The organism is Chitinophaga sancti (assembly GCF_034424315.1).
In the GTDB taxonomy this organism is placed as follows: domain Bacteria; phylum Bacteroidota; class Bacteroidia; order Chitinophagales; family Chitinophagaceae; genus Chitinophaga; species Chitinophaga sancti.
Genome location: NZ_CP139972.1, coordinates 5877585 through 5904132, shown reverse-complemented (window position 1 = coordinate 5904132; position 26548 = coordinate 5877585). Strand labels below are relative to the sequence as shown.

Sequence of the window (26548 nt, the reverse complement as noted above, 5' to 3'; positions counted from 1 at the left end):
TTCAGGTTAATTATGGATTAAGAACTTATTTTTATAAAGTAGGTGCACATCTGCCAGGGGGCGCTGTACAATTGCATCACAGTCTTTATTATTGAACAAATGGAATACCTCTTCATCGAGTTCCATCAGTTTATAATTCTCTTTGTTGAGGATATAATGCCTGCCGTCCAGTATGAACAATCCCGCACGATCATTGATCCGAACACCTGCAAGACTGTCAGGCACACCAGCATCAGCAGACGTTAAGGTCAGGTAGCGATGCAAAAACATCCATCCCTCCCACTGCATCGGGTACTGTTGCAGGGCATTCTCCAATATGCTGTATAAGTAACGGGTACTCTCTGCTACATACACCGCAGGATTGCGTTCTCCCTTAGGCGGTACTATCGGATCATACACATTCCACCTGGGCTGTAAGCCCTCATCATAGTAAGATAACATCGGTACAATAGGGATCTTCAGGTAAAAAGACAATGTAGGCAGGCCTGTTCTTACATAGATATCCTGTCCGAAGAAAGGGATCTGCAGGCTGTTATCACGGTTCAGATAGCCGTTCGATCCGGAATTTCCATCTATGAATGCTAATACAGAATAGCCCTTTTTCACTTTCGCCATGATCTGCAAGGAGAGGTCAGGCTTGTTTGTAGGAAATATGATCAGTTCAGAAGTAGAATTGAATGCGGTTTTTACCTGCTGGTACTGATGCTGCATTTTCTCCAGGGTATACTTGTATGCCAGGGGATCTACCATCAGTACTACATTGATATTGTACTTCACCAGGAAGGCCATCGCTGATCTGTAAGAACCTGTATGATGAGAAACAAACATAGCAGGTAAATGCTGCTGGATCTCTTCATAATTGAACTCATTAAAATCATCCAGGCCACTGAAATTTGAGCTGAACTGGGTATCTACTCCCTGCAGTACCCTGTAAGACAGGATCTCAAAATAGGCGCTCCTGTGTTCTGATTCCGGCATCTCAGGGAAGAACCGTGAAAGGTTGGCAGACAGGAACTGAAACGTCTGCAGACTGTGGCTTTCCCACTTCTTATCGAACGAAACTTTCAGTTCCTGCTTGCTTTCCCCGAATACTTCGAGTCTTAAATTTTTAGATAGCATATTCGGCTGCTTTTAGGAATTGATGAATGTGATGAAACATTTTCTTTGGATCAATGATATGCGCCTCACCAATCAACTTTTTAAAACTCAGGTTTTCCAAATATTCATGTAAACTATCCAGTGTATCCATATCGATCATCCTGTCTTCTGATCCATAGATCAGCATGGTTTTGGTAGGCTGCTTCCGAATCTCGATCCGTGATGTGCGGATAATGTGATTCATTTGCTGGATGATAGGCACCTTATCAGGAATAGAGAGTTTCAGGTTTGAAAACTTCTGTAAGCCGATCAAAGGGTTCTTGTTGAAATCTTCGTAGCCGTGAGAGAAGAGGCTCAGTACCCGGCAAAACAGATACATATCTACATCACTCACTTTTTTCAGTACAGACAACAACTCTTTATCTCTTGCAAGTATCCGGTTCGCACACGCTATCAGTACGGCTGACTTGATATTGTGACGGTTCAGATTCAATAAGTGCTGTACCAGGAGACCACCGTAACTGTAACCGACCAGGTGTATGGGTTTGTGGATATTTTCCAGTACTTCTTTGTCGATATAAGTGGCCAGCTCCTTAAAATTCTCCAGCTTGATAAATGGCCTGTTGTAGCCAGGATATTCGTAAAAGATGACCTCAAACTGATCCAATAAATCCTTGGGAATATTGGTTGTCCAGAAGCGGCTGTCTGAACTCATGGGGTTAAAGAATATCAGGCATTCATCCGCATTTTTATTTATGCTCTGTACCATTTTAGACGTTTTAATATGACGTTTGAAAATAGCTTCCTGTACTTCCGGGTAAACAGTGATATAATCACTATGGTCACTATGCGTTTGAGCACTTCAATGGCCGTCTCGAAATTAAAACTGAGGTAAGGTAGGTACCTGATCAATGCGATCGTCTTCAATATGGAGGCATAGATAAAGGCAAATGCCATAAAGGTGACGAAGATGATGAACGATACGCGAATGATGGTATATACAACCAGCAAGATCTTTTTGAAACTATAGTCGCGCGGCTGTTCTTCTGCGAATGGATCTTTTTTGGTGACCGCATCCAGGAGTAGTTCGTTGGATGTTTTTATCAGGTTGGGCACCCCCAGGAAATCTGATAATACCCAGTAGCCGTCGAGCTTTAGTAGTGGTACAAGGTTTGCCACCATCAGGACACTGTTGAAAATATAGATCTTCCATACAAAGCTTTGTGCAAAGTCATTGCTGATGCAGTGCAATGCTGCCACAAGGCCCAGGTTGATGATCAATTGTATGTAGATCCCTGCCAGGTTGATTTTGATCCTGTTGCTTTTGGATACCGTCCATACATCTGTGAGGTCGGTATACATAGCGGGCATGATCGTGTAGATCCCGAGGCCGATGCTCCTGGCATTGATACCAGATTTGTAAGCGGCGGCCGTGTGCCCCAGTTCATGTACAAACATGATGAAGAACAGGGAGAAATAAGAAGCAACCCAGGCCAGTATCTCAGTTCCCAGTGGCAAATCGTCGTTAGCCACAATGTTGTGCGTACGGGAATAGAGCGCGAAGTTTACACCCGTTAGTAACAGGAACAGGAAGTAGAATGATTTGCCAAACAAAAAGGACAATGGTTTGGCCAGTGTGGTGGATTGCCTGCTGGAAAGAATTTGTTTCTTATACCAGAATCCATCATCGGGCGTTTCACTGGCTTTGTCTGCTGTCGTTTTGAAGATAGGTAGAATCTTTGTGTCAATGATCTCTTTCAGGCCGGCCAGGTTCACATTCGCCACATTACCTAGTTGAGCGTGCAGGTCTTCCAGGTATTTGGCTTGCTGGCCCGCCCTCAGAATCTGATACATGAACGCTCCTATCTTAAAGTACTTGCCCTGGTAGGCGAGTACAAATTCATTGTTGGAAGCAATGGTGATTGTGTAATCATAGTTCAACAAGGAATTTTCTGTTTGTAGCGGATTCATATCAATGAATTTGAAGGTTTTTTGAATGATGGGCATTTTTATCAAATGCCCATCATTAGTGATCATATATTGCCGGGTAACATACACCAACACCAACTTTGGGTAATGACTTATAACAAGGATCTGATCTTTTCATGGGGAATCGATTTTAGACTGTTATAATTGGGGTTTCCGCGTGCTCCTGCCGGTGGTTACAAACAACAGGGATTAGCTGTTGATAGTGATAGAATCGATCAGGGAAGCTGCAGCCTGCTCGATGCGGGATTCCAGTTCTACGATGTTTAATTCTTGCATGTTGCTAAGTTTTATTTGGTTTGAAAAATGGTTTGTGTGTCAGAATTAGCTATTGATGGTAATGTCGATCAATGCTGCTGCGGCTGCCTGCTCAATACGGCTTTCCAGTTCTACGATGTTTAACTCTTGCATGTTGCTAAGTTTTAATTGGTTTGGAAAAATGGTTTGTGTGTCAGAATTAGCTATTGATAGTGATGTCGATCAATGCTGCTGCAGCTGCCTGCTCAATACGGCTTTCCAGTTCTACGATGTTTAACTCTTGCATGTTGCTAAGTTTTAATTGGTTTGGAAAAATGGTTTGTGGGAATTGTGAATTAGCTATTGATAGTGATGTCGATCAATGCTGCTGCAGCTGCCTGCTCAATGCGGCTTTCCAGTTCTACGATGTTTAACTCTTGCATGTTGCTAAGTTTTAAATTGGTTTGAAAAAATGGTTTGTGGGAATTGTGAATTAGCTATTGATGGTGATGTCGATCAATGCTGCTGCAGCTGCCTGCTCAATACGGCTTTCCAGTTCTACGATGTTTAACTCTTGCATGTTGCTAAGTTTTAATTGGTTTGGAAAAATGGTTTGTGGGAATTGTGAATTAGCTATTGATGGTGATGTCGATCAATGCTGCTGCGGCTGCCTGCTCAATGCGGCTTTCCAGTTCTACGATGTTTAACTCTTGCATGTGCGTAAGTTTTAATTGGTTTGAAAATTTGGCTTGTGGGAATTTTGAATTAGCTATTGATGGTGATGTCGATCAATGCTGCTGCGGCTGCCTGCTCAATGCGGCTTTCCAGTTCTACGATGTTTAACTCTTGCATGTTGCTAAGTTTTAATTGGTTTGAAAATTTGAATTAGCTATTGATGGTGATTGAATCAACCAAAGAAGCTGCTGCCTGCTCTACGCGGCTTTCCAGTTCTACGATGTTTAACTCTTGCATGTTGCTAAGTTTTAATTGGTTTGAAAAAACGAATTAGGAATTGATGGTGATTGAATCAACCAAAGAAGCTGCTGCCTGCTCTACGCGGCTTTCCAGTTCTACAATGTTTAACTCTTGCATATGCGTAAGTTTTAATTGGTTTGAAAAAACGAATTAGGAATTGATGGTGATTGAATCAACCAAAGAAGCTGCTGCCTGCTCTACGCGGCTTTCCAGTTCTACAATGTTTAACTCTTGCATATTGCTAAGTTTTAATTGGTTTGAAAAATTGAATTAGGAATTGATGGTGATTGAATCAACCAAAGAAGCTGCTGCCTGCTCTACGCGGCTTTCCAGTTCTACAATGTTTAACTCTTGCATGTTGCTAATTTTTAATTGGTTTGAAAATTTGAATTAGGAATTGATGGTGATTGAATCAACCAAAGAAGCTGCTGCCTGCTCTACGCGGCTTTCCAGTTCCACGATGTTTAACTCTTGCATGTGCGTAAGTTTTAAATTGTTTGAAAAAACGAATTAGGAATTGATGGTGATTGAATCAACCAAAGAAGCTGCTGCCTGCTCTACGCGGCTTTCCAGTTCTACAATGTTTAATTCTTGCATGTTGCTAAGTTTTAAATTGTTTGAAAAAACGAATTAGGAATTGATGGTGATTGAATCAACCAAAGAAGCTGCTGCCTGCTCTACGCGGCTTTCCAGTTCTACGATGTTTAACTCTTGCATGTTGCTAAGTTTTAAATTGATTATGAAAAAGATTAACAGTTTACTTCGATAGAGTCGATTACAGTAGCACCTGCCAGTTCAAGACGGGCTTCCAGTTCTACGACGTTGAGTTCGAGCATGGACATGTGAAATAGATTTTGATTGATGAGCGGGTTAAACCGGGGTGCCTACTTATTAATGCAAACCTGCCTGAAAGGCCGCCTGATGCTACGTGTTCCCTCCGGTGTGACAATGTTGGAAAGACCGTTTCTAACTAATTCTTTTTGCATGGGGCAAGTATTTCCGATTAAACAACAGCCAGGTGCAATACATCATAGATGCGCTGCGCAAGGGTACCTACAGTTTTGAAGCTTTCTTCGCCGAAGTCAGATGCTTCCAGCTCGAATTCTGCCATCAGTACAGAGGTAACTTCCAGTACAGCCAGGGAGTCATCAAACAGACCCGGGTTTTCGTCATTGCCAAATAAGGCCTGATCATTAGATAATTCATCAACAGTTTTGTTCAGGTTCAGTACACTGATGAGAACTTCTTTTACTTTTTGTTCGATTACGATGTGTTCCATAATTATAAGTTTTTAAAGGTTTTTTTAATTTTTATATTTAGTGAGTAAAATACTGGCCATGTTTCCGCCGAAGCCAAAGGAGTTGGACAACACTGTATCCAGCGGAATGTTATTTTTGTTTTGTGTGACGAATTCGATCTTTTCAGATTCAGGCAGATCGTCCGCCTCATAGTTCGCATAGAGAGCATTGTGCTGCATACTCAGGATGCTGATGATCGCTTCTATGCTGCCTGCTGCGCCCAGGGTATGCCCCGTGAGGCACTTGGTAGATCCGACATAGGTCTTCGTCGTCTTCTCGTGCAACAAGGCTTCACACCCTTTTAGTTCCGCACTGTCATTCTTGCCGGTACCCGTGCCATGTGCATTGATATAATCCACATCTTCGGTACTCATACCACCATATGCCAGGGCACTCTTCATACACTTCAGTGCATAGATGCCGTCAGGATGAGGTGCAGTTGCGTGATAGGCTTCGTTGAGTATGTGATAGCCTTTGATCTCTGCGTAGATCGTAGCACCCCTTTCGACAGCAGATTCCAGGCTCTCCAGGATCAGGATGGCACAGCCATCGCCCAGCGACATACCGTCTCTCGATTTGGTAAAAGGCTTACACTTTGTTTTGGAGATGGCCATCAGGGAATTGAACCCTGTATAGGTGAGCTCCGTAAAGATGTCCATACCACCACTGATCATGATATCCGCCTTCCCATTTTCGATCAGGTCAAAGGCCCTGCCTATCGAGTTGGTGCCTGAAGCACAGGCTGTAGAAATAGCAGAGACGTATCCATTTAGTTTAAAGGCCCTGGCTATCTTGCCGAGGATCTTTGGCGTGGAGTACAATGCCAGTTCATAATCATCCTCATTTTCCTGCACTGATTTCCTGATACGCTGCAGGATCGGGAAACTGGCACCTACTGATGTGCCGATGATGAGGCCTGCATTGTTGGCGTGCAACTCGTCTTCTGAGAGATGAGCGCTTTCTAAGGCCTCCCGGATGCATTTTACGGCGACTTCGCTCATGATAGATACATCCTTATCCCAGGAACTCTGATAGAGGTCATAATCCATCATAAATCCCCTGTTATTCGCAAATAGTTTGTGGGCGGTGCTAAACCTGTCTGATGGGATTGCATTGTATTTAATGCTGCCATTTTCGAGGCTTTCTGTCATCTCAGCGATATTATTGCCGAGGGCTGATATGGCACCGATACCGGTAACAACGACTCTTTTTTTCATGTTACATAGTTTTTATTAGTTCATACCACCATCGATCACGATTTCCTGGTTGATTAAAAACTCGGGGCATTCCAGCGCCAGGTAAGAAATGAAGTTGGAGATCTCATCGGTCGTACCCATGCGCTTCAGCAGACTATTACCTACCCTGTTGCTGATATATTGATCCGGCAGATTGTCTACCATATCAGTTTCTATGAAACCAGGTGCCACACAGTTGATGATGATACCCATGCCCTTTACTTCCTTACTCAAAGATTTGGAGAAGCAATTGATAGCGGCTTTGGAAGCGGCGTAAGCAGATTGCCCTGGGTTGCCTTTGATCCCTGCCAGCGAGGTCACATTAATGATCCTGCCGTTCTTTCTTTTGATCATGGAAGGGAGTACTGCACGGCTGGTATTCATCACACCATTCACGTTGTTGTGCATCACTTCCCACCACTCTGCAGACGATGTCATGAGGAAGGGTTTGGGATTTGCATTCATTTTGCTATCCCGGATGCCTGCATTGTTGATCAGTACATCCACTTCTTTCAGAATCTCCTTATTGCCTTTGAACAGGGCTTTTACTTCTGCTTCATTGCCCATATCGCACTTAAACGTGTATACATTGGGGAAACCTTCTGCGTGGAGTTCATCCACGATTTTCTGTGCACTTTCTGCTGAATACTGGTAAGTGAATACTACCTGATGACCCAGGCGGGCGAATCTTTTTACCAGTTCTTTTCCGATTCCTTTGGAACCACCGGTGATGAAAATATTTTTCATGATTAATTAGTTTTTCTAAGTAAGAGATGTGAGCTACCGCCACCTTCATGGCTTGTATTGACCAGGGCATAAGCGAAACCGGAGGGGTGATCTCCGCTGGCATCCGGCTCAGGGAAGCGGTCACTGTACAGGATCTGGCTGGCAATGCTTGCCCCCATGATGCTGCTGGCCGACTTCATATCACCGGTGTAGGCTTTGTGCCGCAGGGGGTATGTTTCGTGTTGTTTATTCAGGTCTTCCAGGAGATGCCGTTCATTGTGTTCCAATTGCCCGGCAGTAGTGTAAGCACTCAGGTATACCAGTTTCCCGGTGGCCGAAACGATGGGTTTGAGGGCATTGATCGCTGACTGCACCACTTCTTTTGATCGCCTTGTGGTATCTTCCACATTCTGATAGTCGAAGCAGCTGTGGTATTCTACCAGTTCTGCATATCGCTTTGCTCCTCTCCGTTCCGCGCTGGCTTCACTTTCCAGCACCAGGAAGGCGGCACCATCCCCGAGTATATTGCGGCGGTCATCAGGCTCTTTGGTGGAGGCACTGAATGGGTCCGTATCTTCATTTACAGGTACCAGGTGATTGCTTTCCTGCTCACTCAGGATCCTGAATTCTGTGTAGTGGTCTACACCGCCACAGATCACGATATCAGCAAGGCCTTTTTTGATCAGGTCAAAACCGTAGGTGATACTGTTGGAATTATAGATCAAAGAGCTGGGGCCGTTCAGTTTGAAAACCCTTGAGATATCGCCTAGTACGGTGTTGGCAACGGTTTTCGTAAACTTCACCGGGCTTATTTTCTGGAGACCGAAACGGTACAGGTCATACAGGTAATCTTCTACCGAAGCGGTGGCACCGAGACTGGTTTCTATCACCAGGCCGATTTCGTTGTCGGATGCTTCGAGTACAATGCCTGCATCGTCCAGTGCTTTCTTGCAGGCCAGCAAACCGAGTTTAGAATATTGCTGGGGAGGGAAACGGTCATCCCATTTTACTTCGCTGGCGAATTCTATTGCAGGGGCTTCGCCATAGTACTGGGGTTGAATACTGGCATTGGTCCAGTTGCTTTTTATGCTGAGACCATTTTCGCCTGCAAGGATCTTCTCCCATGCGGCAGCAGAACCATATCCCAGTGGGGAAACGCTGCCAAGGCCAGTGATCAGGATCTTGTTATTATTTTTCATATGCTTATAGATAAAGTGATTTCTGCTTTACATACTACTTCTCCGTTTACTGTGGCGACCGCCTTGTATTCGCTGAAGTTGAGGATATTCTTGATGCGCTCAGATGTAATCACCAGTTTATCGCCGGGCAACACTTCCTTGTAGAACGTAGCTGATTTTACTTTCACAGCCTTGCCCAGTTTTGTTTTCTGTTTTGCTTCACCATCTCTTTCCAGGGTAGCCACCCTGTTGAGTACACCGGATGCCTGGAACATGGCCTCGATGATGATCACACCTGGTAGTAAGGGATAACCGGGGAAATGTCCTTTCAGGAAAATCATGTCCTCCCCTATTTCAGTTTCGGTTGTAATGGTATTTTTAAAGTCTGTGTGCAATACCTTATCCACCAGCAACATTGGCTCTCTGTGGGGTAGTAGCGCAGATGGCTTCAGGGTATCAAATTCTGCCGTTGTCATATAGTCAATGTTTTTATTTGGCCAGCAGTATCCAGGCATGTCAGTGCAGACATGGATACGAGGTAGTTATTGTTTAAAAGATATTGTCGGGTATAATGTTTTTCTGATAGCAGATTGCCGTAGAATATATCAGCCAATCCTTTGTCGTCGTATAGCTTAGCGATCGATTCAATCTGTGTCCAGAGCATAAAGAAGTCCATCTGGTCCTTTACTTTTCTGCCTGTCCATTTTTCCAGCAGGGTCATTGTTTTGCTGGCAGGCGGCTCACTGATATCTTCGATATCGACACCTATTTTGTGTTCACTTACTACACATGCTACGATGCTGTTGCTATAAGAGATAGATATATTGGGGGTTCCCGTATCCATCACTAACTTTCCATGCCTATTGTAATGCAGGCCCCTGAGTAGCGTTACATCCAGTTCCAGTTCCTTAAAGATCTGTACAAGCATTAACCTGGATGTCACTCTCTTTAACCAGTGCCCCGCCCCGGGAGATTTCGTTAACCTGTTTACTAATTCATCACTGAAATATGCCTTGATTGTGTCCATGCTGTTTGGGTCAGCTGCTGGTTTTATTTCAGTAATGAATAGACGGGTCATTTGTAATAGGTATTATTAAACTCTATTAGTTTGAGGTCGTAATGATCACCTGCATGCAGGTCGTACTTCTCTTTCAGGGCCTGTTCCACTTCGGGAATATTGATCTTGTTCCTGTGAAAGACGCCTATCTCCATCCTGTCTTCACTATCCTTACGGATGCTTACTTTCAGTACTTCGGGGGCATGATACAGCTCATCGGAGAGACTGTTGAACCAGATGATCCTGTCTTTGTATTCGATGAAATCGCCTTCCCTGCCCAGGATAAAGTAGCGGTCGTTCTTCTTCACTACAATATCTTTTGTAGTAAGTACTGCATTGGAAGCAGGTCTGTCCAGTACATTGCCCCTGATATAACCGAGGTAGATGGAAGGACTTTCTATCTGCAGATAGCCGATAGGCGTATCGTTATACTTGTCCTGGTATTTTTCCGTGGCAGCAACCCTGAGTGTGATACCCGGATTGACAAGGCCAATGCAGGCTTCACTATCTTTCCCAGGTACGTCGTTGTACTTGCAGGTAGCGACCCTGGGTCCTGCTTCTGCCAGGCCATAAGTGCTATAGATTGGGCAGCTGAACAGTCTGAATACCTTCTGGAAGGTAGGCAGGTGTGGCTTATCTCCTCCCATGGTGAGGAAGCGCAGGGTGTTTTTGATCTTAGGGATCTTTTGATAATAGTATAAGATCAATCTTGCCAGGAGTGGTGTCATAAACACATTCGTGATCTGGTGTTTCTGAAAGAGCTGCGGCAGCTGTAAGATGCCCAGCAATCTTTCGCCCAGTACGATCTTTGCTCCTGTAAAGAAATGTGTAAGGAACTGTGCAATGAGGCCGTAGGAATAAGATACAGGCAATAACACCAGCGTCACATCATCCTTTGTGATAGCCATCGCTTCCCTGTTAGAGGCAATGTTTGCAATAGTTTGCTGTTTGCCTAAAAGGATCTTTTTAGGTGTTCCTGCGGTTGTACCAGAACTGGATACCACCAGCAGATCATTTTCATCACCTACATAAACATCCTCGTGTATATTGTGATAGATGAATGCATCATTTACTTTTTGTGCGGTAGCATTTTCTACTATACTATCGGCAATGGCTGCTTCTGCAATGATCGCGTTGAATTTGAGATCAGTGATCTTACTCAATCCACCGGTTTCTACCAGGAAAGGGATCAGGTCACATTTCAGGCAGGAGAAGAACAGCAACAACGATTTGAATGCATTCTTGTAACCATAGATAACGACGATAGAATGTTTTGCCAGTTGTAGTTGTCCGATCCCCGCTGCGATGTCAGCAATCTGGCTATACACTTCTTCATAAGTATAACTCTTAGACTGTGTGGCATCTATTATGATGGAGTCGTGATGTTCAGTAAAGGGTATGAAAAATGAGTCCTTATACATTTGAAAGGGCTTTTAAGGTTACGTGCTTTAAACAATCGTCCTGTATCGTTTCGACATTTGCGGAGAGGAATTCAATATCAGTTTGTGTGTGATTGACGAAGTTTACTTCTGACAATCTTTTTTCAACAATAAAGCGCATCAGTCTTGCTTCGTAGCAGTCGTTGTCGATCACGATAGACTTACCAATGAACTCACCATACTGCTGGATATATTTTCCTTTCTGCAACATTCCGGAAGCTTCTTTTGCCATCATCGCGTAACAGAATGCCTGGTATGCATATTTCTCAGAAGCAGGCAGGCTGGTGGTTTTGATGGCTGTGATCAGTTCATCTATTTTGGCTCCAGTCTGCACCACCTTGTAGAAGGCATTCGATACTGTGCTGTAATTTTTAAGTTCCATGTTTTTATTTTCAGTTTTGATTGATGGTTTAAAATTGCTTTGAAACGTTCACTTAGAAAATTTTTTTAGACAAGATGCTGTTTCTACACAACCAAATTTCATTCTCTTCAAACCTTGTATCGAATCGCAATCATTTTTCGTTTTTCGTTTTGTGTATGTTTGCTTCGATGATTCAAATGTCTGACAAAAGCATTCGCGTAAAAACTCTTTTAGACGAAATTGAAAGTTTACCACACCAAACAGACCAGCGTTTAGATATCGTGTATTTATGCGCTTAAAAACAGGAAGCCCGCTCCAACATAGTGTTGGAGCGGGCTATCCGCAATACTGACGGGGCTTTTACTATACTTTACCAGCTACATTTAACCGGTCGATCAGCATTTGTTTATGTTGTTTTGAAATGATGATAGATTCATTATTGATTAATTCTATTGAATTACCAACGACTGATTTGATAGCAGGAAGATGTATGATATATGACTTGTGGATACGTACGAACTGTGTTTCAGGCAGCACTTCTTCTATACTCTTCATACGCATATAAGTCACTACGTTCTTTTGTTTGGTGACTATTTTGATATAGTCTTTCATCCCTTCGATGTACAGAATATCTTCGAATAAGATCTTGGATAATTTATGTCCATCTTTCACAAACAGGTGTTGTGGCTGTAAGGCATGTTGTGACTGGCCTACAGGCGTAGCAGCTGCTGCGGTTTCACCCGTTTTCTGATCAATATCTTTCTTTGCTTTATTGATCGCTTTTAAAAATCTTTCGAACGAAATAGGCTTTAATAAAAAGTCTACCGCATTCAGATCATACCCCTCGATGGCATAATTGGAATAAGCCGTGGCAAAGATGAGGAAAGGCGGATTAGACAATGATTTGATCAGTTCCAGGCCATTGATCCTTGGCATCTGGATATCTGTGATCAGGAGTTCAATGGTATCTGTCTGCAATATGTCTATCGCATCGAAAGCATCAGCGCAGGATTTGACAAGCTCTAAGAAGGGTATGCGCTCGATATGACTTTCTAACAATTCCCGGGATAATGGCTCATCATCGACAATGATGCATTTGATTTTCTTCATGGCTAGATAAGAGTTATGTTAAGGTTGATACTATGGGAGTCCGGACTATTGTTAATCGACAATGAATATTTATCCTGGTATAATAAGGACAGGCGTTTCTGCGTATTTGCAATCCCTATCCCCCCCGTTCCGGATTCTTTATGATGTTTGAATAATGATTCGTCTCCTTTACTGTTTGCGATTTCAAAATAGAGGGTATTGTCCGCCACCTCAAATGAAATCTTTAGCCAGGGATCTTTGGTGGTGGTATCCAGCCCGTGCTTGAATGAATTCTCGATGAACGGGAATGTGAGCAGGGGTACGATCTTGAACCCTTCCAGGGATTCTGAATCGTAGATAAACTGGATATCTACATCCTTTCCATACCTGGCTTTCTCTAACTGAACATAGTTATATAGGAAATCGGCTTCTTTCGACAGCTCTACTACTTCGCGGTTGGATTCGTACAATGTATACCGCAGCATATCGGAGAGCTGCATAATCAATTCGGGTGCTTTTGGATTATTCCTGACAGACAGCGAATAGATATTATTAAGGGTATTGAATAAAAAGTGCGGATTCAGTTGTGATCGCAGGAAACTCACCTCCAGGTTCAGGTTATCTCTTTCCAGGCGGAGTGACCTGGTCATAGACCGGGAGATCTCTTCGACCAGTTTAATAGTAATAGGAGGTGTCACGATCATGAGTACCCCGATGAAAGTCTGGAAAACAGTATGCGGTGCCAGGATCTGCCAGATCGATTTGTCGGCAATGACCTTTACAGAGGCCAGCAGATCCCTGTCAGATATAGAGAAGTTATTAACCAGCAGCGACATAAACACATAGTTGATCACTGCCCAGAGCCAGAAGGGCACTAAGAGGCCGACAAGGAACAGCGCCCGTTTCTTCTTTTTCAGGAAAACCGGTACCAGCACATAAAAGATGAAATAAAAGAATGTCATGGCCCCCAGCAGGTTCCTTAAACCGAATATGAGGGAAATAAGTGCATTTGTCGAGAAAAGGAACATAATATTCAGGGTATACAGCGCTAACATGATACACCAGAATACGATGTGTACATACTTAACATTCTCCGGGATAAGTAATCGGGCAAAATTAAATGGTCTTGGTTTCATGTCCTCCACTAAACTATTAGAAATCAGGGTGTCTCGACTGGGTCATTTGCTACGTATGCTCATGAAGATATGTTTTTTTTGGCGTAATTCCTTGTTTATGGGAGGCTTTTTTCGCCTTGTGGGGCCATTGCCGGCAAGGCGAAATGAAACGATTTGATCATTTCGTTGGGCAAGACATCACTTTGGTCTAAAAGAATTTTTGCCCGGCGGGAAAAGTTGAAAGTTTGTATCGTAATCAACAAACAAAAAAACTACCACTATGAAACAAGCAAAACAAACTACCGGCAAACAATCAAACCTGAGCCTGAACAAGGAAATCATCAGCAAGCTGAACGCCTGCGGTTGTGGAAAGGGCTCCAATGGTCAGGGCAACAACTATTCTTCTATCAATACCCTGCCTACCGGTGTATCCAGCTTAGCGACTGTGACCGCCTAATCTCTTTTTTCATTAATTACCTACCAGCAATGTATTTGACATGCATCATAATAGACGAAGACCCGCTCAGTGTTGATATGCTGGAATACTATATCAGTCAGACGGATGGAATACGGCTCATTGCCAAATTGGCCAAAGCCTCCGACATACTGTCTACGATCAGAAAGTCCGCTCCGGATATAGTTTTTATAGACGTCAGTATTACAGGTATAGAAAACCTGGTGTTTGACGACATTTTCCAGAAAGACATTGTATATGTTTTCGTCACCAAGTATCCATATGACTATGTGCTGGATATATTACCCAGACAATTAGCCAATATTGGATATTTAAACAAGCCGGTAAGCTTCCTGCTCTTCAAAAAAGAAATAGGAAGGATTAAGGACCTGCACGCATCCAAACTAAATTAACCCTTACTGTATGTACAATAAGATACTTACCACAATATTGTTCCTGCTTTTAACCACCGTAGCCCTTGGGCAGGCGCAAATAACCGGTTCGGTTACGGACAACAAAAAGCAGGCAATACCCGGGGTATCTGTTGCTTTAAAAGACACCTACGATGGTACGACCACGGATTCCAGCGGACATTTCCGGATCCGTACCACGGAAAAAGGTACTATTACGGTGGTCGCTTCGGCCACGGGGTATGAAACCAAAATACAAACCATTACCCTGGCAGGCCAGCCCGTTCAACTGGACTTTGCCCTGAAGGAAAAGATCAGTGAACTGAATGCCGTCACGGTCACCGCAGGGGCCTTCGGAGGAGGCATGGGTAAAAAAGGATTGACTGTATTAAGCTCCCTGGACGTGCAAACCACGGCTGGTGCCAATGCAGACATTTCCCGTGCCGTCAATACCCTGCCCGGTGCACAGCAGATCAGTAACCAGGAAGGCCTTTTTGTAAGAGGCGGCGACAGCTATGAGGCTAAACAGTTCATAGACGGCTCCCTGGTGAACAGACCCTACTACCTGAGTGCCTCTAATATACCCAGCCGCGGCAGGTACCCCGCTACCCTGTTCAAAGGGTTTGCTTTCAGCACCGGTGGTTATTCCGCCCTGTACGGACAAGCCCTCAGTTCCGTATTGATCATGGAAACCATCGATCTCCCCCAGCAATCAGAAGCCAATGCCTTCATCTCTCCTATCCAGAACAGCCTGGGTATACAGCAACTGGCTAAGAACGGCAAATCGTCCTTTGGCTTCAATTATCAATATACCAACACCAGCCTGTATTATGCGCTGGTGAAACAAACACCCGATTATTTTATCCGTCCGCGGTTTCATAATGCAGATGCCAATTTCCGCATCAAGACCCAAAACGGGATGATTAAATACTACACTACTTTCAGTTATAACAAACTGGGTGTACGCAACTTCAACATTGACAGTGTTGATATGAAAACTGCCCTTACCCTCAGTAATTACAACTGGTTCAATGCCATCAGCTGGAAAGAGAACCTGGGAGATGGATGGAAAATGACACTCTCTGCCAGCTACAGCATTACCCACGACAGCATCCGCAGTCAATTGCAGGATGCACACAATGTGCCGCAATATACCTTCGAAAAATACTGGCTGGATACGGTGAACTTCAGGCTTGACAGAAAGGAAAGCCTGGTACAGGGAAAAGCCGTGATCGAGAAAAGATTCAGCAACCTGAATACCATTCGCTTTGGAAGTGAATACTGGTACTCACAATATGACTTTGTTTATAATAGCGTTAATAAGCATTTGCCTGATCAGCTAACTGCAGGCTTTGCTGAAACAGAACTTTACTTTACGAATTCGCTCGTGGCCACGGTTGGTGTCAGGGCTGAATATTCTTCCATCCTTCAAAAGGCCAAAGTGGCACCCCGTGCCTCATTGGCCTATAGGATGGGCAAAGGATCTACCATCTCTGCTGCATACGGACAGTTCTACCAGAAACCAGAGAACTCCTATTTGCAGGTCAGCCCATCACTGGATTATACCAAAGCCACTCACTATATCATCAACTACCAGCGACAGGTACGTGGTACCTTCCTGAGAGTGGAAGCTTTCTACAAGCAATATGAAGACCTGGTTAAAACTGTGCCTTCGTACAATAACAGCGGCAGTGGTTATGCCAAAGGAGTTGAACTGTATTTCCGTGATAAGTCCACTTTCAAGCACCTGGATTACAGTCTCAGTTATTCCTACCTGGATACGAAACGTGATTACCTGAATTACCCAACAGCACTCATGCCGGGTATTGCAGCCAACCACACCGCCACCGCCTCTGTGAAACGGTTTATCACAAAAATCGGCACCGGTGCCAGTCTTACTTATACCTTTGCTACCGGCAGGCCTTATTATGCCATACTACCTGATGGCAGCGGCAAAACATATTACATCAAAGATCAGGGCAAAACGAACGGCTACCAGACACTGGACCTGAGTATTTACCACCTGACCAGGATGGGCAAAGCAGCCGCAATCTGGTATGCATCTGCCACCAACCTGCTGGGCCGTACGAATATAGCAGGCTACAACTACTCTTATAATGCCATGGTCAAACAACCCATTCTGCCACCGGCACAACGAACCTTCTTCGTTGGCCTGATCCTGAACTGGGGTATAGACAGAAGACAAGACGCAATTGATAACCTTTAAAATATCACCATGAAACAAATCATCTTAGCCTTTGCTTTACTGACCACCATGGGTGTGCATGCTCAAAGCAGCAAATATGTAGCTGCAATGCAGCATAACCTTATGCTACTCGATTCTGCTAAAACCCCGGAACAACTCACTGAAGTATCGCAGGCATTTGAACGGATCGGAGATGCAGAAAAAACACAGTGGCTGCCTTACTATTATGCAGGACTGGCACAGACCCGCATTGGTTTTGGCGATCCTAAAGCGGATAAAGATGCCGTAGGTCAGAAAGCAAATGAGCTGGCAGCAAAAGGAGAAGCTATCCAGAAAAATGCGGAGCTCTGCACCATCCACAATATGGCATCGACTATACAGATGCTGGTAAACCCCATGGAGCGTTTTAAAACCTATGGCATCAAGGCGTATACTTACCTGCAGGAAGGATATAAACTGGATCCTAACAATCCCCGCCTCTACTTCCTGGATGGTGCTTCTACTTTTGGTAAACCCGAATACATTGGTGGTGGAAAGGAAAAAGCGAAACCACTGTTTGTAAAAGCAGCAGAATTGTTCAAGACGGAAAAGCCCGCAGATCTATATCCACACTGGGGCCTGGCAGAGACAGAAAGATACCTGGCCAAATGTAATTAAACGGCATTCACTCATTTTGCATTTGCCCCCGGCAAGTTTTAAAAATGAGTGAATACCCATTAACCCTCAATTGTTACTATTATGGAAACGCTTGTAAAGATCCTGATTTATATACATGCCTTTTTTGGCGGCCTTGGGCTGATCAGTGGCATTGCCGGCATTGCCGTAAAAAAAGGTAGTAAGCTGCATAAGAACAGTGGTAAAGCATTTTCTTATTCCATGTTTATCAGTTCCCTGGTATCGCTGGTGATTGCCAGAATGCCGGGCCATGAGAACCTGTTTTTGTTTTTAATCGGCGTGTATACTATTTACCTGGTGCTGGCTGGCAACCGCGCGCTTACGTTCAAAGGCGATATAAAAAGCAGTGCAGATACGATTGATAAAACTATATCAGGTACGATGCTCGGTGCTTCTGTACTGATGCTGCTGATCGGCATTTACCAGCTTACGATGCACAAGGGCGGCAATGCTGTATTGTTTGCGTTCTTTGGCGGCTTTGGTTTGTATATGACACTAAAGGATTTTTACACTTTCAGGGTTTTTAAAGAGAAGAAAAATGCATGGCTGAGTAGTCATATAGGGAGGATGGTAGCGGCCCTGATTGCTTCTATTACCGCCTTTATGGTAGCCGGTTTGCACCTGCAAACGCTGGTAATGTGGACACTGCCTTCCGTGATCGGAACGATTTATATCAGTTACTGGAATCGCAAGATAAAAGGAATGCCTTCGCTGGCATTGGCAAAATAAAAAACGCGCGGCAACCTGGGGGTCGCCGCGCGTTTTATTAAAAGATCAATCAGAACTCATTTCACGATTGTCAATTAAGTATTGATTATCAATTACTATTTATGAAATGGGTGCTAGTTAAGTATATACCTGATACCAAACTGCATCTGCCATCTTGAAAGAATAGCTGTGTTATTTGCATAACTATTCACATAAGGCACCTGGTTTTTGGAATCAGCATACGGGAATGAGAATAAAGGCGTCTTACCATCAGCAGCCAGGCCTTCAAACTTCAGGAAGTTATTGACTGTTGCTGCCTGCACAATACCCCAGTTCCTGTTCAGGAAGTTACCCACATTGATAATATCCAAAGACAGTCTTAATGTATGCCTGTCTTTTCCAGTTTTTACAGAGATATCTTCTGTAATATTTACATCCAGCTTCTTGTAATATGGTAATACAGCAGCATTTGCTTTTGCTGTTTCGCCACGATGGAAAGCAAGGTATTTGTTCTGACTAATGAAGTTGTCCAGCTGGGTATACATCTGGGAAGAAGACCTTGGATCTGCAGTAGTACCAGTAGTAGAACCTGTATGTGAGGTAGTATTGTAAGAACCGACATTGATCAGGTTAATATCGGTAGCACTCTTTGGAATATAGATCAGGTCATTGTTGAAACCGTCGCCGTTCAGGTCACCATTGTAGATATAAGATACTGTACCGGCAGGAGCAGCTTCGAAGATGGCACCGAATGAAGTTGAGAAGTACTTAGCATAAGATACTTTGTAGGAAGCCATCGCGATCACACGGTTAGGCAACCTGTAAGAACCATATGCCAGGCTACCACCATTAGGATCACCACTTACCGCACGGGCACTCCACATAGAAGAAGCGGTACTGCCTGTTTCGGAGGTATTTCTTGCATCACCATGAGAATAAGCTACGCTGGTGAACAGGTTACCAAAGGTACGCTCAATTTTCGCAGTCACATTGTACGTATACCCTTTGTTGTTATTCTTCATCAGGATCGCATTACCAATGTTAGGATTATCCAGTGTACTGCCTGAATAATACTTATTGCTAGTATTCAGAGAGGTAGTCAGTGATGTGTTATATCTCATACGGTTATCACCACCATTATTCAATGCATAAGCATTGGCTTCATTCAGGTTGATATTAGAGAAATAAACAGCATTGATATCCTTGGTATAGGTACCTTCTACAGTGAATACCCAGTCATTGATCTTTTTATCTACTGCCAGGCTTCCTTTCAATACGGATGGGTATTTGAAATTCTTGTCTGTCAGGGCTACGCTATAAGATGTATTAGCGGAAGCAGCTGCAGGGCGGTATGCATTTGGATCAGCATTGAAGGCAACACCTGAAGTATTGGTAAAGGAACCCCACTGGATACCATTGTTACTAGCCTGGTTGCTCAACCATACGAATGGCGGAGGACCGGAGAAGATACCGAAACCACCTCTCAGCTGCAGGGTTCTGTCACCCATTACATCATAGTTGAAACCGATGCGTGGAGATACCAGCACGGCATTGCCAGGAGCTTTACCGATGTTGTACTGACCATCTTTGAAAGTCAGTTTGTCGAAATTAGGGTTGTCAGTAAAAGATTGTTTGTAGATGGTCATATCAAAACGAACACCATAGGTGAAGGTGAAACGGTCAGATACTCTCCATTTATCCTGTGCAAATACACCCAGCTCTGTAGAACCTGCATATGCCCATGGGAAAGAACCATCTTTCAGTGCAGAGTATTGCAGGTAATAGCTTTTTGCATTCTGTGCACCTGTAGTCGCACTGTTGTAGAAGTCTGTCAGGCTATTGAACTGGTAAGCGCCCTGGTAGCCTGGTGCAAATGCGTTCTGGTATTTCCTGTAATAGTCCTGTGTACCGACAGTGATTTCGTGTGCACTGGCGTAGTAGGTAAAGATGTCTGAGATCTGGAATACGTCTGTATTCAATACGTTGTTATAAGTATATGGTTCGTATCCGAAGGTGGTATAGATATTACCATTGTTCAGGATATCTACCAGCGGGAAGGTATTTGAATTAGAATTAGGCGTACGGTAGTCGCGCAGGGCGGTGTAGCCTACCTGGAATTTGTTGGACACCCTATTGCTGAAGCGGGAATTCAATTCAGCGATAAAGATGTTGAAGTTGTTATTGATCACATAACCGCTACCAAAGAAAGGCAGGGAGTTGATGCTGGGCTGACCATTGGTAACACCTGCAGGGCGGCTGTTGCTCGCGAACTGGTCGGTGAATGATTTCAGGTAGTTATATTTTACTGTCAATGAATGTTTTTCACTCAGGTTCCAGTCGAACTTGATGGTAGCTTTATCACTGTTCGTTCTGAATGAATAACCACTGAAGGCCCCCGGATCGTAGCCAAAGTTTGACTTCAGGAATGTAGCCAGTGCATTCAGCGTATCAGCATTGGCATTTGAGATACCGGCTGAGGCGCTTGCAGGGTGGCTGGCATCGGAAGGCACCCAGCTGGTAGCAGGCGCCGTTTGACGGGAAGATTCCAGGCTCACGAAGAAGAACAGCTTGTTCTTAATGATCGGACCACCGACAGAAAGGCCACGGATATTGAAGGACAGCGGTGTTTTTGCCACCTGGCTGTTCCCTACTTTATACCCCTGGGTGCCGGCACCTTTAATATAGGTATAGACAGAAGCTTTCAGGGTATTGGTACCACTCCTGGTTACGGCATTTACACCGGCACCGGAAAAACCACCCTGGCGAACGTCGTAAGGCGATACACTCACCTGTACCTGCTCGATCGCATCCAGGCTGATAGGCTGTGCGCTGGTTTGACCACCCAGGGTACCAGACAAGCCGAAGGAGTTATTGAAGTTAGCCCCGTCTACAGTAAAGTTGTTGTACTGAGGGCTGCGGCCACCAAAGCTCTGGCCGGCCGCTACGGTGCTGCTGGTAGGTTCCAGGCGGGTAAAGTCCTGTGCAGAACGGCTGATAGTTGGTAATTTTTCCAGCTGGTCTCTGCTGATGATTTCCTGGGAACCGGTACGGCTGTTGTTGAAGGTTTTATCCTGCTTGCCTTTTACAATTACTTCGCCCAGTTGTTTGGTACTTGGGGCGAGAGTGAAGTTGCCGGTAAATTCCTGCCCCAAAGAAAGGTTGATGTTGTCCAGGTGCTGATCGCCATATCCCACGTAAGTAACTGCGATCGTGTAAGGACCGCCTACGCGTACGTTCGCAAAGTTGTAACGACCGTCAGAACGGCTGGTGGTTACATAACGTGTTCCGGTAGGTGTGTGTACAGCAGTAATGACAGCACCCGGTATTCCTGTCTGACCGTCGGTAACGATACCGTGAATTTCGGAGGTTGTTTCCTGCGCCAGCAGAAACATAGGTAGACAGAAAATTAACACAAGTGCTAATAGACATTTTCGGATCAACATGATTTGCCTGATTTTGATTTTGGTTGTTAAATTATATGAATTACAATCCACTTATTATGTAGGGTGTGTTAAGTCTTGGTTACATTTCCAGTTTACATTTCTAATTTACATCTCAAGCTTGTCTTTCACTGCCTCCTGATACAATTCCGGTACATACTTATATGCTCTTTTATAAGGTACTTTAAATGATTCTTTTCCCTTTACTTTTATCTCACAACTATCTGAGGTGTCACAGCAGCCACAATACCTGAAATCAAGCTGCTGCACAGTATCCGCCACTATCCTGTAAGTACCGAATTGCATGGCCATATCCGCACAGCCGGCACTCTGGTAAGAGTAGATCAGGCCTGTCTGTACCAGATATTCTGCTGATACGATATGATCGAAATTCTTCACTTTTATAAAGTGCCTGTTCCGATATAGCCATAAGTCAGAATTCTCTCCCACGTGAATATCCCAGAAATCTTTGATCACTTTTAAGTCGGGAATGTGATCTCCATTAAAATCCTGTACTGTTATAAAATCTGAATACGCCCCCATTCTGACAGGAGAAATCATTTCTGAAAAAATGGTATCCCATTTTGCCCCGAATTGTCTTAATACGATGATATGTACTGTTGTGTCGTCAGGATAATACCTGAAGATGGCGTCTTTGTTTTCTTTACTGAACAGGTAGCCAATCTTTACAGAGGCCAGGATGTCTTCGAAATTATAAGAGAGCGAGTCCTTATTTTTTGTGAACAGGGAGTCGATTTCGTATTGTCCTATTTCAGCATAACCAGCTTCAGTATTTTCCTCTTTTGTTGTATCGTTTATCGTTTGTGTTGTGTCTTCGGTAGTAGTTGTCGTTTTAGGATGTTGTCCACAGTGTAACATAGAAAGCAGCAGGATAAATACAGGCAGTTTCATGTACCACAAGATATAAATTTATAGGTTACTGAGTGAATCTTTAAAATTGGTAGCGTATCATTTTGAATCCAACTAAGCCGGCCGTAGCCCCCTTCCGAATCCCCCAAATATACAACTTCTCTCATTTTGCTTTTTAACTCATTATCATCTACCTTTCGCCAGTATTAGATAATTATGCCATCTGGAGTCGCTAATCATTTCATTTCTATACTACTACTGTTCGCTACATTGGGGGTACGCGCACAATCTAAAATTCACTATCTGAATAATGAACCAGTTCTGGAAATCAGCACTGATTCTACCCGGATCATAGTGGGGAACCCCTATCCCAACGATGAAAGATACCGGTTTTCCCTCACCGAACCACTGAATTATACATTATATATAGACGGAAAGCCTTATAAAGCAGGTCCGGCAGTTCCATCCCGCCAGCGCGAAAGAGGGGAAATATACCTTACATTCAAGGGCAACTCGAACACTAGCCTGGATCTGCAATTGCATGTAACGGAACTACAGCGCTATGGCTACAGGGTCCATCCCAGCATCCGCCTGGAAAAGGAAATAGCCGCTGCCAGCCGGGATCACCTGCTCATCATTTCCTGGATTATCACGATTACCCTGCTGGGCTGTTTTGCAGCGTATAATTTATATACCTGGTTCCAGTTACATGACCGGGTCAACCTCTGGTACCTGGTGGTACAGGTGGGATCCATGATCTTCATTACTTCTTTCAAACATTTTACGAACCAGCTGCTGCCCTTCTCCTGTTATCAACTCAGGTCTATGCCTGATGGTACGGTGTATATGTACAACCTCAACTCCCTCTTTTTGCATATTGGTTGTATGATCATTTTTACCGGGCTCATTCAACTGACCCGCTCCTACCTCCGCACTAAAGAACTCTTGCCAATCTATGATAAAGTGTTGCATTATTTGCTGGTCGGGTATATCATTTTTGAGCTCATTCCATGTATTGCGACCATATCCGGTTGGTTTTATATGGACAATTATACCCTGGTATACGAGGATGTGTATATCTGTATACTTTCCCTAAGTATATTGATTACCAGCATAGTAGCATACAAAAAACGCATCCGGGCAGCCGGGGCCTTCATGCTGGCCAATACCCTGCCCATTGTATTTGCTACCGGGCTGGCCATATTCTTCATTATCAATTCTGCGCCCACTTATTCCAATAACAGCTCCCTGCTGCCAGAGATCGCTATCATCTCCCAGCTCATTACCTTCACCATCGTGCTGATCTCCCGCATCAAAACCATCCATGAGGAACTGGATGCCAAAGGTTATGAAATAGCCCGGCTGGAAACAGACATTGCTAAAAGCAGGCATCACCACTGGCTGATTGAAAAAGAAAATGAGCAGATCACCCTTGCTATACAGGCAGAGAAAGACAGAAATGAACAACTACAGCAAAAACTGGATACCAATAACCGGGAGCTGGTGAGTAATAGTCTCTACATCCACCAGAAAAATAAATTGCTGGATGACCTGAAAAAACAATTACATGATATTGATGAACTATACCCGGCTATAAAATCCATCAAAACATCGTTGCGGGAACATAAATTCCTGGATGCCGAATGGGATAAATTCAGGTTACATTTTGAACAGGTACACCCCGGTTTCTTCGAAAAACTGAAATTGAAACACCCCAGTCTCACCAATAATGAGCTGAGATTATACGCCTATTTCCATATCAACTTATCTACAAAAGAGATTGCCACCCTGCTTAATATTGAAGCAGCGAGTGTACGACAAGCGAAAACAAGACTAAATAAAAAGCTGAAGGTCAACGTATAACATACATAATTTTTCATTTGTATACACTTTGTAGACGCTCATTTTATACAGTTTTGAGTGTTTTGCCCTTTCTTTACGTCACAAATAATTATCAGCATAAGCGGCCTATTGTCCTGTAGTGAACTTAATCCCCTTTCTTCCAAAATAAGTGAAGAAAGAATTGTTCGTAAACGCATTCATATTTGTGACCCCAACAATATTTTGATTGAGAATCCCACTTTTTAAATTTCTATCAAGGCGTGATGAATTGATAACGCAATTAGCCCCATCCCAACCCATATTTTGGCTGGCTGGAAAAGAATCCTTTTCTGGTCAGTCAGGGGATTGGTTTACAAGCCAATCTTTTCATCCCCTTCCTCATAGGGCACATAAATCATCATAAGTGTGAACATTTCTTCATTGGCCCGCATATCTCCGCTGGACATTACCAGTTTGGGCGGGTGATTGGGGTTGACGGGGTTATCTGCAGTATTGTCATAGGTACCGACCATATGGATCACCGAACCAGCGGGGATCTTGACCAGGTGCTGCATGCGGTATAGTTCCTGCCAGCGGAAATCCCAGGCAGGGATATGGACCAGGGGAATGGTATCCCGTTCCGGGGTCACGGCATAGGCCCTGAACTCCTTTCCCAGGAGGTGCATATGCGGCCATACGTACATGATGGACTGCGCCTCCGGTGTTTTTACCTTCAGGGTATAGGTGCTCACCTGGTTGGAGAAGAGGACAAAGCGGGGCTGGATATCCCTTTCGGCAACGCCGCCTGATCCCAGGCTGATGATCTGCACTTTGCGCTGTACCGGGCCTTTCTTATAATATAACTTCACGCCTACTGTAGATTCCTCATCTGCGGCAATGGCAGCATAGTGTACCGTGAACAGCACTACCCCCCGCCTGGGCAATACCCATCCGAACTGTTTGGGGTAAAATTCCTCCGTAGTTCCCGGGATCCATCCGGAGTAGTACACCATACTTTGTTTTAGGGGTCCGTAGCGCTTTACTTCAAGACCGGCAGTATCTATATCGGCTTCCACGAGGGAGGGTGTGATGTGAATATCTTTGCCGGCATCGGGCACGGCATAAAAACCATAATTGATATGGTGAATGACTTTCTTGTTGTTGGTGTATAATTCCAGGCGTTCAATATTGGCGGTATCTTTCAGTTCAAAGGGCACCTTAAATACCACGAAGCGCTCCTGGTTATCGCCTTTTACAGTGTAGGCTTTTTCTGCTTTCAGGATCAGGTTGGGAGCCGTGGTATCAGCAGCAGCTAATTTAGGGGTGATGGTAGCCTTTCCTTTGGGTGCATTGGCCCCAATCCAGTTCAGGATGGATTGTTTCTCTTCAGGGCTGAGAATGCGGTTATTGGCATAATCCCGGTAGTGTACATCCGCCTTGAAAGGTGGCATGTATCCCGTATTGATCACTTCTTTGATAAAGGAGGTACGTCTCTTCACCTCTTCGTAGGTGGCAAGAGAAAAGGGGGCTGATCCCCCGGTATGGTGACAACCCACACACCTGGCTGCAAACACAGGCTGTACATCTGCATAGGTCTGCGCCAGCAGCAGGCGTGCAGGCAGTAACATCACCATCAAAATAATTAGTGCTCTCATCATTTATCGTTAATATAACAACCCAGCGCCTTGGTCACAGCGGGGTTCACTGCCCTGCCGGCGAGGGTGTTGATAATGGCGTCTTCCAGGTAATGCTCAGTGGCACTGGATTTAGTCTGCCCCAGGCGGGTAGCCCAGTTGTCGATCGCTCCCTGGTAAACAACCTTTCGCTGGCTATCCAGCAGGCAGACTTCCGGTGTTATGGTCGCATGGTATCGCGCCCCCCACTTATTTTTGCGATCGGCTAACAATGGAAAAAAGACCTTGTACTTCTGTTGAAATTCGGAATAATCCTGTTGCGTATACCAGTGACCAGGAAATACGCCGACGACAGTAAGTGTGCCGGCGTATTTCTGGCTGAGTTCATTTAATGGCTTTGTATAATTTTTGCATAAAGGGCATTCCGGCGAGAGCCATACGATGGCGACCAGCGGTGTATGATAACGACGCACATCCTGCGCGAACGCAACATTGCAAATCAGTAATAAAAATACAATAGCCCTCATACAATTTGA

Annotated in this window: 23 protein-coding genes; 6 read left to right on the top strand and 17 right to left on the bottom strand. The window is 44.3% G+C overall.

Annotation, left to right across the window (positions count from 1 at the left end):
* Positions 1–6: 6 nt before the first annotated feature.
* The 13 genes from U0033_RS23120 to U0033_RS23060 all read right to left on the bottom strand — a co-directional run bounded on the left by U0033_RS23120 (position 7) and on the right by U0033_RS23060 (position 13815).
* Positions 7–1119 (bottom strand): LpxL/LpxP family acyltransferase, encoded by a 1113-nt coding sequence (locus U0033_RS23120; RefSeq protein WP_072362941.1) that lies wholly within the window; start codon positions 1117–1119, stop codon positions 7–9.
* Positions 1109–1867, bottom strand: a complete 759-nt coding sequence (locus U0033_RS23115; RefSeq protein WP_072362940.1) for an alpha/beta fold hydrolase — start codon at positions 1865–1867, stop codon at positions 1109–1111. Before U0033_RS23115 ends, U0033_RS23120 begins: the two co-directional genes overlap by 11 nt.
* Complete coding sequence (locus U0033_RS23110) at positions 1852–3069, bottom strand: zinc metalloprotease (RefSeq protein WP_143150789.1); 1218 nt, start codon at positions 3067–3069, stop codon at positions 1852–1854. Before U0033_RS23110 ends, U0033_RS23115 begins: the two co-directional genes overlap by 16 nt.
* A 2230-nt stretch (positions 3070–5299) precedes the next feature.
* Positions 5300–5575, bottom strand: coding sequence for an acyl carrier protein (locus U0033_RS23105; RefSeq protein ID WP_072362938.1), 276 nt, complete (start codon positions 5573–5575; stop codon positions 5300–5302).
* 24 nt (positions 5576–5599) lie between these two features.
* Positions 5600–6811: a beta-ketoacyl-[acyl-carrier-protein] synthase family protein gene (locus tag U0033_RS23100; protein ID WP_072362937.1), complete on the bottom strand. Its 1212-nt coding sequence runs from the start codon at positions 6809–6811 to the stop codon at positions 5600–5602.
* A gap of 15 nt (positions 6812–6826) precedes the next feature.
* Positions 6827–7576 (bottom strand): SDR family NAD(P)-dependent oxidoreductase, encoded by a 750-nt coding sequence (locus tag U0033_RS23095; RefSeq protein ID WP_072362936.1) that lies wholly within the window; start codon positions 7574–7576, stop codon positions 6827–6829.
* 2 nt (positions 7577–7578) lie between these two features.
* A complete protein-coding gene (locus U0033_RS23090; protein ID WP_072362935.1) occupies positions 7579–8754 on the bottom strand; it encodes a beta-ketoacyl synthase N-terminal-like domain-containing protein in 1176 nt (391 codons plus the stop codon).
* Positions 8751–9209 carry a 3-hydroxyacyl-ACP dehydratase FabZ gene (fabZ, locus tag U0033_RS23085; RefSeq protein WP_072362934.1) on the bottom strand — a complete coding sequence of 153 codons (459 nt, stop codon included), beginning with the start codon at positions 9207–9209 and terminating at the stop codon, positions 8751–8753. The genes U0033_RS23090 and fabZ overlap by 4 nt, the downstream gene beginning before the upstream one ends.
* Positions 9206–9811, bottom strand: a complete 606-nt coding sequence (locus U0033_RS23080) for a 4'-phosphopantetheinyl transferase family protein (protein WP_072362933.1) — start codon at positions 9809–9811, stop codon at positions 9206–9208. Before U0033_RS23080 ends, fabZ begins: the two co-directional genes overlap by 4 nt.
* A complete protein-coding gene (locus tag U0033_RS23075; RefSeq protein WP_072362932.1) occupies positions 9808–11211 on the bottom strand; it encodes an AMP-binding protein in 1404 nt (467 codons plus the stop codon). The genes U0033_RS23080 and U0033_RS23075 overlap by 4 nt, the downstream gene beginning before the upstream one ends.
* A complete protein-coding gene (locus U0033_RS23070; protein WP_072362931.1) occupies positions 11204–11611 on the bottom strand; it encodes a hypothetical protein in 408 nt (135 codons plus the stop codon). The genes U0033_RS23075 and U0033_RS23070 overlap by 8 nt, the downstream gene beginning before the upstream one ends.
* A gap of 342 nt (positions 11612–11953) precedes the next feature.
* Positions 11954–12700 (bottom strand): LytR/AlgR family response regulator transcription factor, encoded by a 747-nt coding sequence (locus tag U0033_RS23065; protein WP_072362930.1) that lies wholly within the window; start codon positions 12698–12700, stop codon positions 11954–11956.
* A gap of 2 nt (positions 12701–12702) precedes the next feature.
* The gene (locus U0033_RS23060; RefSeq protein ID WP_072362929.1) at positions 12703–13815 is read right to left on the bottom strand and encodes a sensor histidine kinase; all 1113 of its coding nucleotides are present in this window, start codon (positions 13813–13815) and stop codon (positions 12703–12705) included.
* 259 nt (positions 13816–14074) lie between these two features.
* Here U0033_RS23060 and U0033_RS23055 point away from each other — a divergent pair, with 259 nt between their 5' ends.
* The 5 genes from U0033_RS23055 (at position 14075) to U0033_RS23035 (ending at position 18268) form a co-directional block, all read left to right on the top strand.
* Positions 14075–14251, top strand: a complete 177-nt coding sequence (locus U0033_RS23055) for a hypothetical protein (RefSeq protein WP_177318642.1) — start codon at positions 14075–14077, stop codon at positions 14249–14251.
* A gap of 29 nt (positions 14252–14280) precedes the next feature.
* Positions 14281–14661, top strand: a complete 381-nt coding sequence (locus U0033_RS23050) for a LytR/AlgR family response regulator transcription factor (protein ID WP_072362928.1) — start codon at positions 14281–14283, stop codon at positions 14659–14661.
* A 10-nt stretch (positions 14662–14671) separates the two neighbouring features.
* Positions 14672–16885 (top strand): TonB-dependent receptor, encoded by a 2214-nt coding sequence (locus U0033_RS23045; RefSeq protein ID WP_072362927.1) that lies wholly within the window; start codon positions 14672–14674, stop codon positions 16883–16885.
* Between the two features lie 9 nt (positions 16886–16894).
* Entirely contained in the window at positions 16895–17521 is a 627-nt protein-coding gene (locus U0033_RS23040; RefSeq protein WP_072362926.1) for a hypothetical protein, read from the top strand.
* Positions 17522–17602: 81 nt separating this feature from the next.
* Positions 17603–18268, top strand: coding sequence for a DUF2306 domain-containing protein (locus U0033_RS23035; protein WP_072362925.1), 666 nt, complete (start codon positions 17603–17605; stop codon positions 18266–18268).
* A 113-nt stretch (positions 18269–18381) separates the two neighbouring features.
* Here U0033_RS23035 and U0033_RS23030 read toward each other — a convergent pair whose 3' ends face one another.
* Together U0033_RS23030 and U0033_RS23025 are read right to left on the bottom strand one after the other, a co-directional pair.
* Positions 18382–21639 carry a TonB-dependent receptor gene (locus U0033_RS23030; protein WP_245801806.1) on the bottom strand — a complete coding sequence of 1086 codons (3258 nt, stop codon included), beginning with the start codon at positions 21637–21639 and terminating at the stop codon, positions 18382–18384.
* A 156-nt stretch (positions 21640–21795) separates the two neighbouring features.
* Complete coding sequence (locus U0033_RS23025; RefSeq protein ID WP_072362923.1) at positions 21796–22599, bottom strand: hypothetical protein; 804 nt, start codon at positions 22597–22599, stop codon at positions 21796–21798.
* A gap of 174 nt (positions 22600–22773) precedes the next feature.
* Between U0033_RS23025 and U0033_RS23020 the strand changes: the two genes are divergently transcribed.
* Positions 22774–24420: a 7TM-DISM domain-containing protein gene (locus U0033_RS23020; protein ID WP_083571628.1), complete on the top strand. Its 1647-nt coding sequence runs from the start codon at positions 22774–22776 to the stop codon at positions 24418–24420.
* Positions 24421–24749: 329 nt separating this feature from the next.
* Here U0033_RS23020 and U0033_RS23015 read toward each other — a convergent pair whose 3' ends face one another.
* Together U0033_RS23015 and U0033_RS23010 are read right to left on the bottom strand one after the other, a co-directional pair.
* Positions 24750–26036 carry a c-type cytochrome gene (locus U0033_RS23015; protein ID WP_143150788.1) on the bottom strand — a complete coding sequence of 429 codons (1287 nt, stop codon included), beginning with the start codon at positions 26034–26036 and terminating at the stop codon, positions 24750–24752.
* On the bottom strand, positions 26033–26539 hold the full coding sequence (locus U0033_RS23010; protein WP_072362921.1) for a redoxin domain-containing protein: 507 nt from the start codon (positions 26537–26539) through the stop codon (positions 26033–26035). Before U0033_RS23010 ends, U0033_RS23015 begins: the two co-directional genes overlap by 4 nt.
* Positions 26540–26548 lie beyond the last annotated feature (9 nt).

Coding starts and splice junctions, on each gene's coding strand:
- U0033_RS23045 (WP_072362927.1), top strand. CDS start 14,672: ATGTACAATAAGATACTTACCACAATATTGTTCCTGCTTTTAACCACC.
- U0033_RS23070 (WP_072362931.1), bottom strand. CDS start 11,611: ATGGAACTTAAAAATTACAGCACAGTATCGAATGCCTTCTACAAGGTG.
- U0033_RS23075 (WP_072362932.1), bottom strand. CDS start 11,211: ATGTATAAGGACTCATTTTTCATACCCTTTACTGAACATCACGACTCC.
- U0033_RS23040 (WP_072362926.1), top strand. CDS start 16,895: ATGAAACAAATCATCTTAGCCTTTGCTTTACTGACCACCATGGGTGTG.
- U0033_RS23095 (WP_072362936.1), bottom strand. CDS start 7,576: ATGAAAAATATTTTCATCACCGGTGGTTCCAAAGGAATCGGAAAAGAA.
- U0033_RS23120 (WP_072362941.1), bottom strand. CDS start 1,119: ATGCTATCTAAAAATTTAAGACTCGAAGTATTCGGGGAAAGCAAGCAG.
- U0033_RS23060 (WP_072362929.1), bottom strand. CDS start 13,815: ATGAAACCAAGACCATTTAATTTTGCCCGATTACTTATCCCGGAGAAT.
- U0033_RS23025 (WP_072362923.1), bottom strand. CDS start 22,599: ATGAAACTGCCTGTATTTATCCTGCTGCTTTCTATGTTACACTGTGGA.
- U0033_RS23080 (WP_072362933.1), bottom strand. CDS start 9,811: ATGACCCGTCTATTCATTACTGAAATAAAACCAGCAGCTGACCCAAAC.
- U0033_RS23035 (WP_072362925.1), top strand. CDS start 17,603: ATGGAAACGCTTGTAAAGATCCTGATTTATATACATGCCTTTTTTGGC.
- U0033_RS23065 (WP_072362930.1), bottom strand. CDS start 12,700: ATGAAGAAAATCAAATGCATCATTGTCGATGATGAGCCATTATCCCGG.
- U0033_RS23100 (WP_072362937.1), bottom strand. CDS start 6,811: ATGAAAAAAAGAGTCGTTGTTACCGGTATCGGTGCCATATCAGCCCTC.
- U0033_RS23030 (WP_245801806.1), bottom strand. CDS start 21,639: ATGTTTCTGCTGGCGCAGGAAACAACCTCCGAAATTCACGGTATCGTT.
- U0033_RS23105 (WP_072362938.1), bottom strand. CDS start 5,575: ATGGAACACATCGTAATCGAACAAAAAGTAAAAGAAGTTCTCATCAGT.
- U0033_RS23090 (WP_072362935.1), bottom strand. CDS start 8,754: ATGAAAAATAATAACAAGATCCTGATCACTGGCCTTGGCAGCGTTTCC.
- U0033_RS23010 (WP_072362921.1), bottom strand. CDS start 26,539: ATGAGGGCTATTGTATTTTTATTACTGATTTGCAATGTTGCGTTCGCG.
- fabZ (WP_072362934.1), bottom strand. CDS start 9,209: ATGACAACGGCAGAATTTGATACCCTGAAGCCATCTGCGCTACTACCC.
- U0033_RS23055 (WP_177318642.1), top strand. CDS start 14,075: ATGAAACAAGCAAAACAAACTACCGGCAAACAATCAAACCTGAGCCTG.
- U0033_RS23115 (WP_072362940.1), bottom strand. CDS start 1,867: ATGGTACAGAGCATAAATAAAAATGCGGATGAATGCCTGATATTCTTT.
- U0033_RS23110 (WP_143150789.1), bottom strand. CDS start 3,069: ATGAATCCGCTACAAACAGAAAATTCCTTGTTGAACTATGATTACACA.
- U0033_RS23015 (WP_143150788.1), bottom strand. CDS start 26,036: ATGATGAGAGCACTAATTATTTTGATGGTGATGTTACTGCCTGCACGC.
- U0033_RS23050 (WP_072362928.1), top strand. CDS start 14,281: ATGTATTTGACATGCATCATAATAGACGAAGACCCGCTCAGTGTTGAT.
- U0033_RS23020 (WP_083571628.1), top strand. CDS start 22,774: ATGCCATCTGGAGTCGCTAATCATTTCATTTCTATACTACTACTGTTC.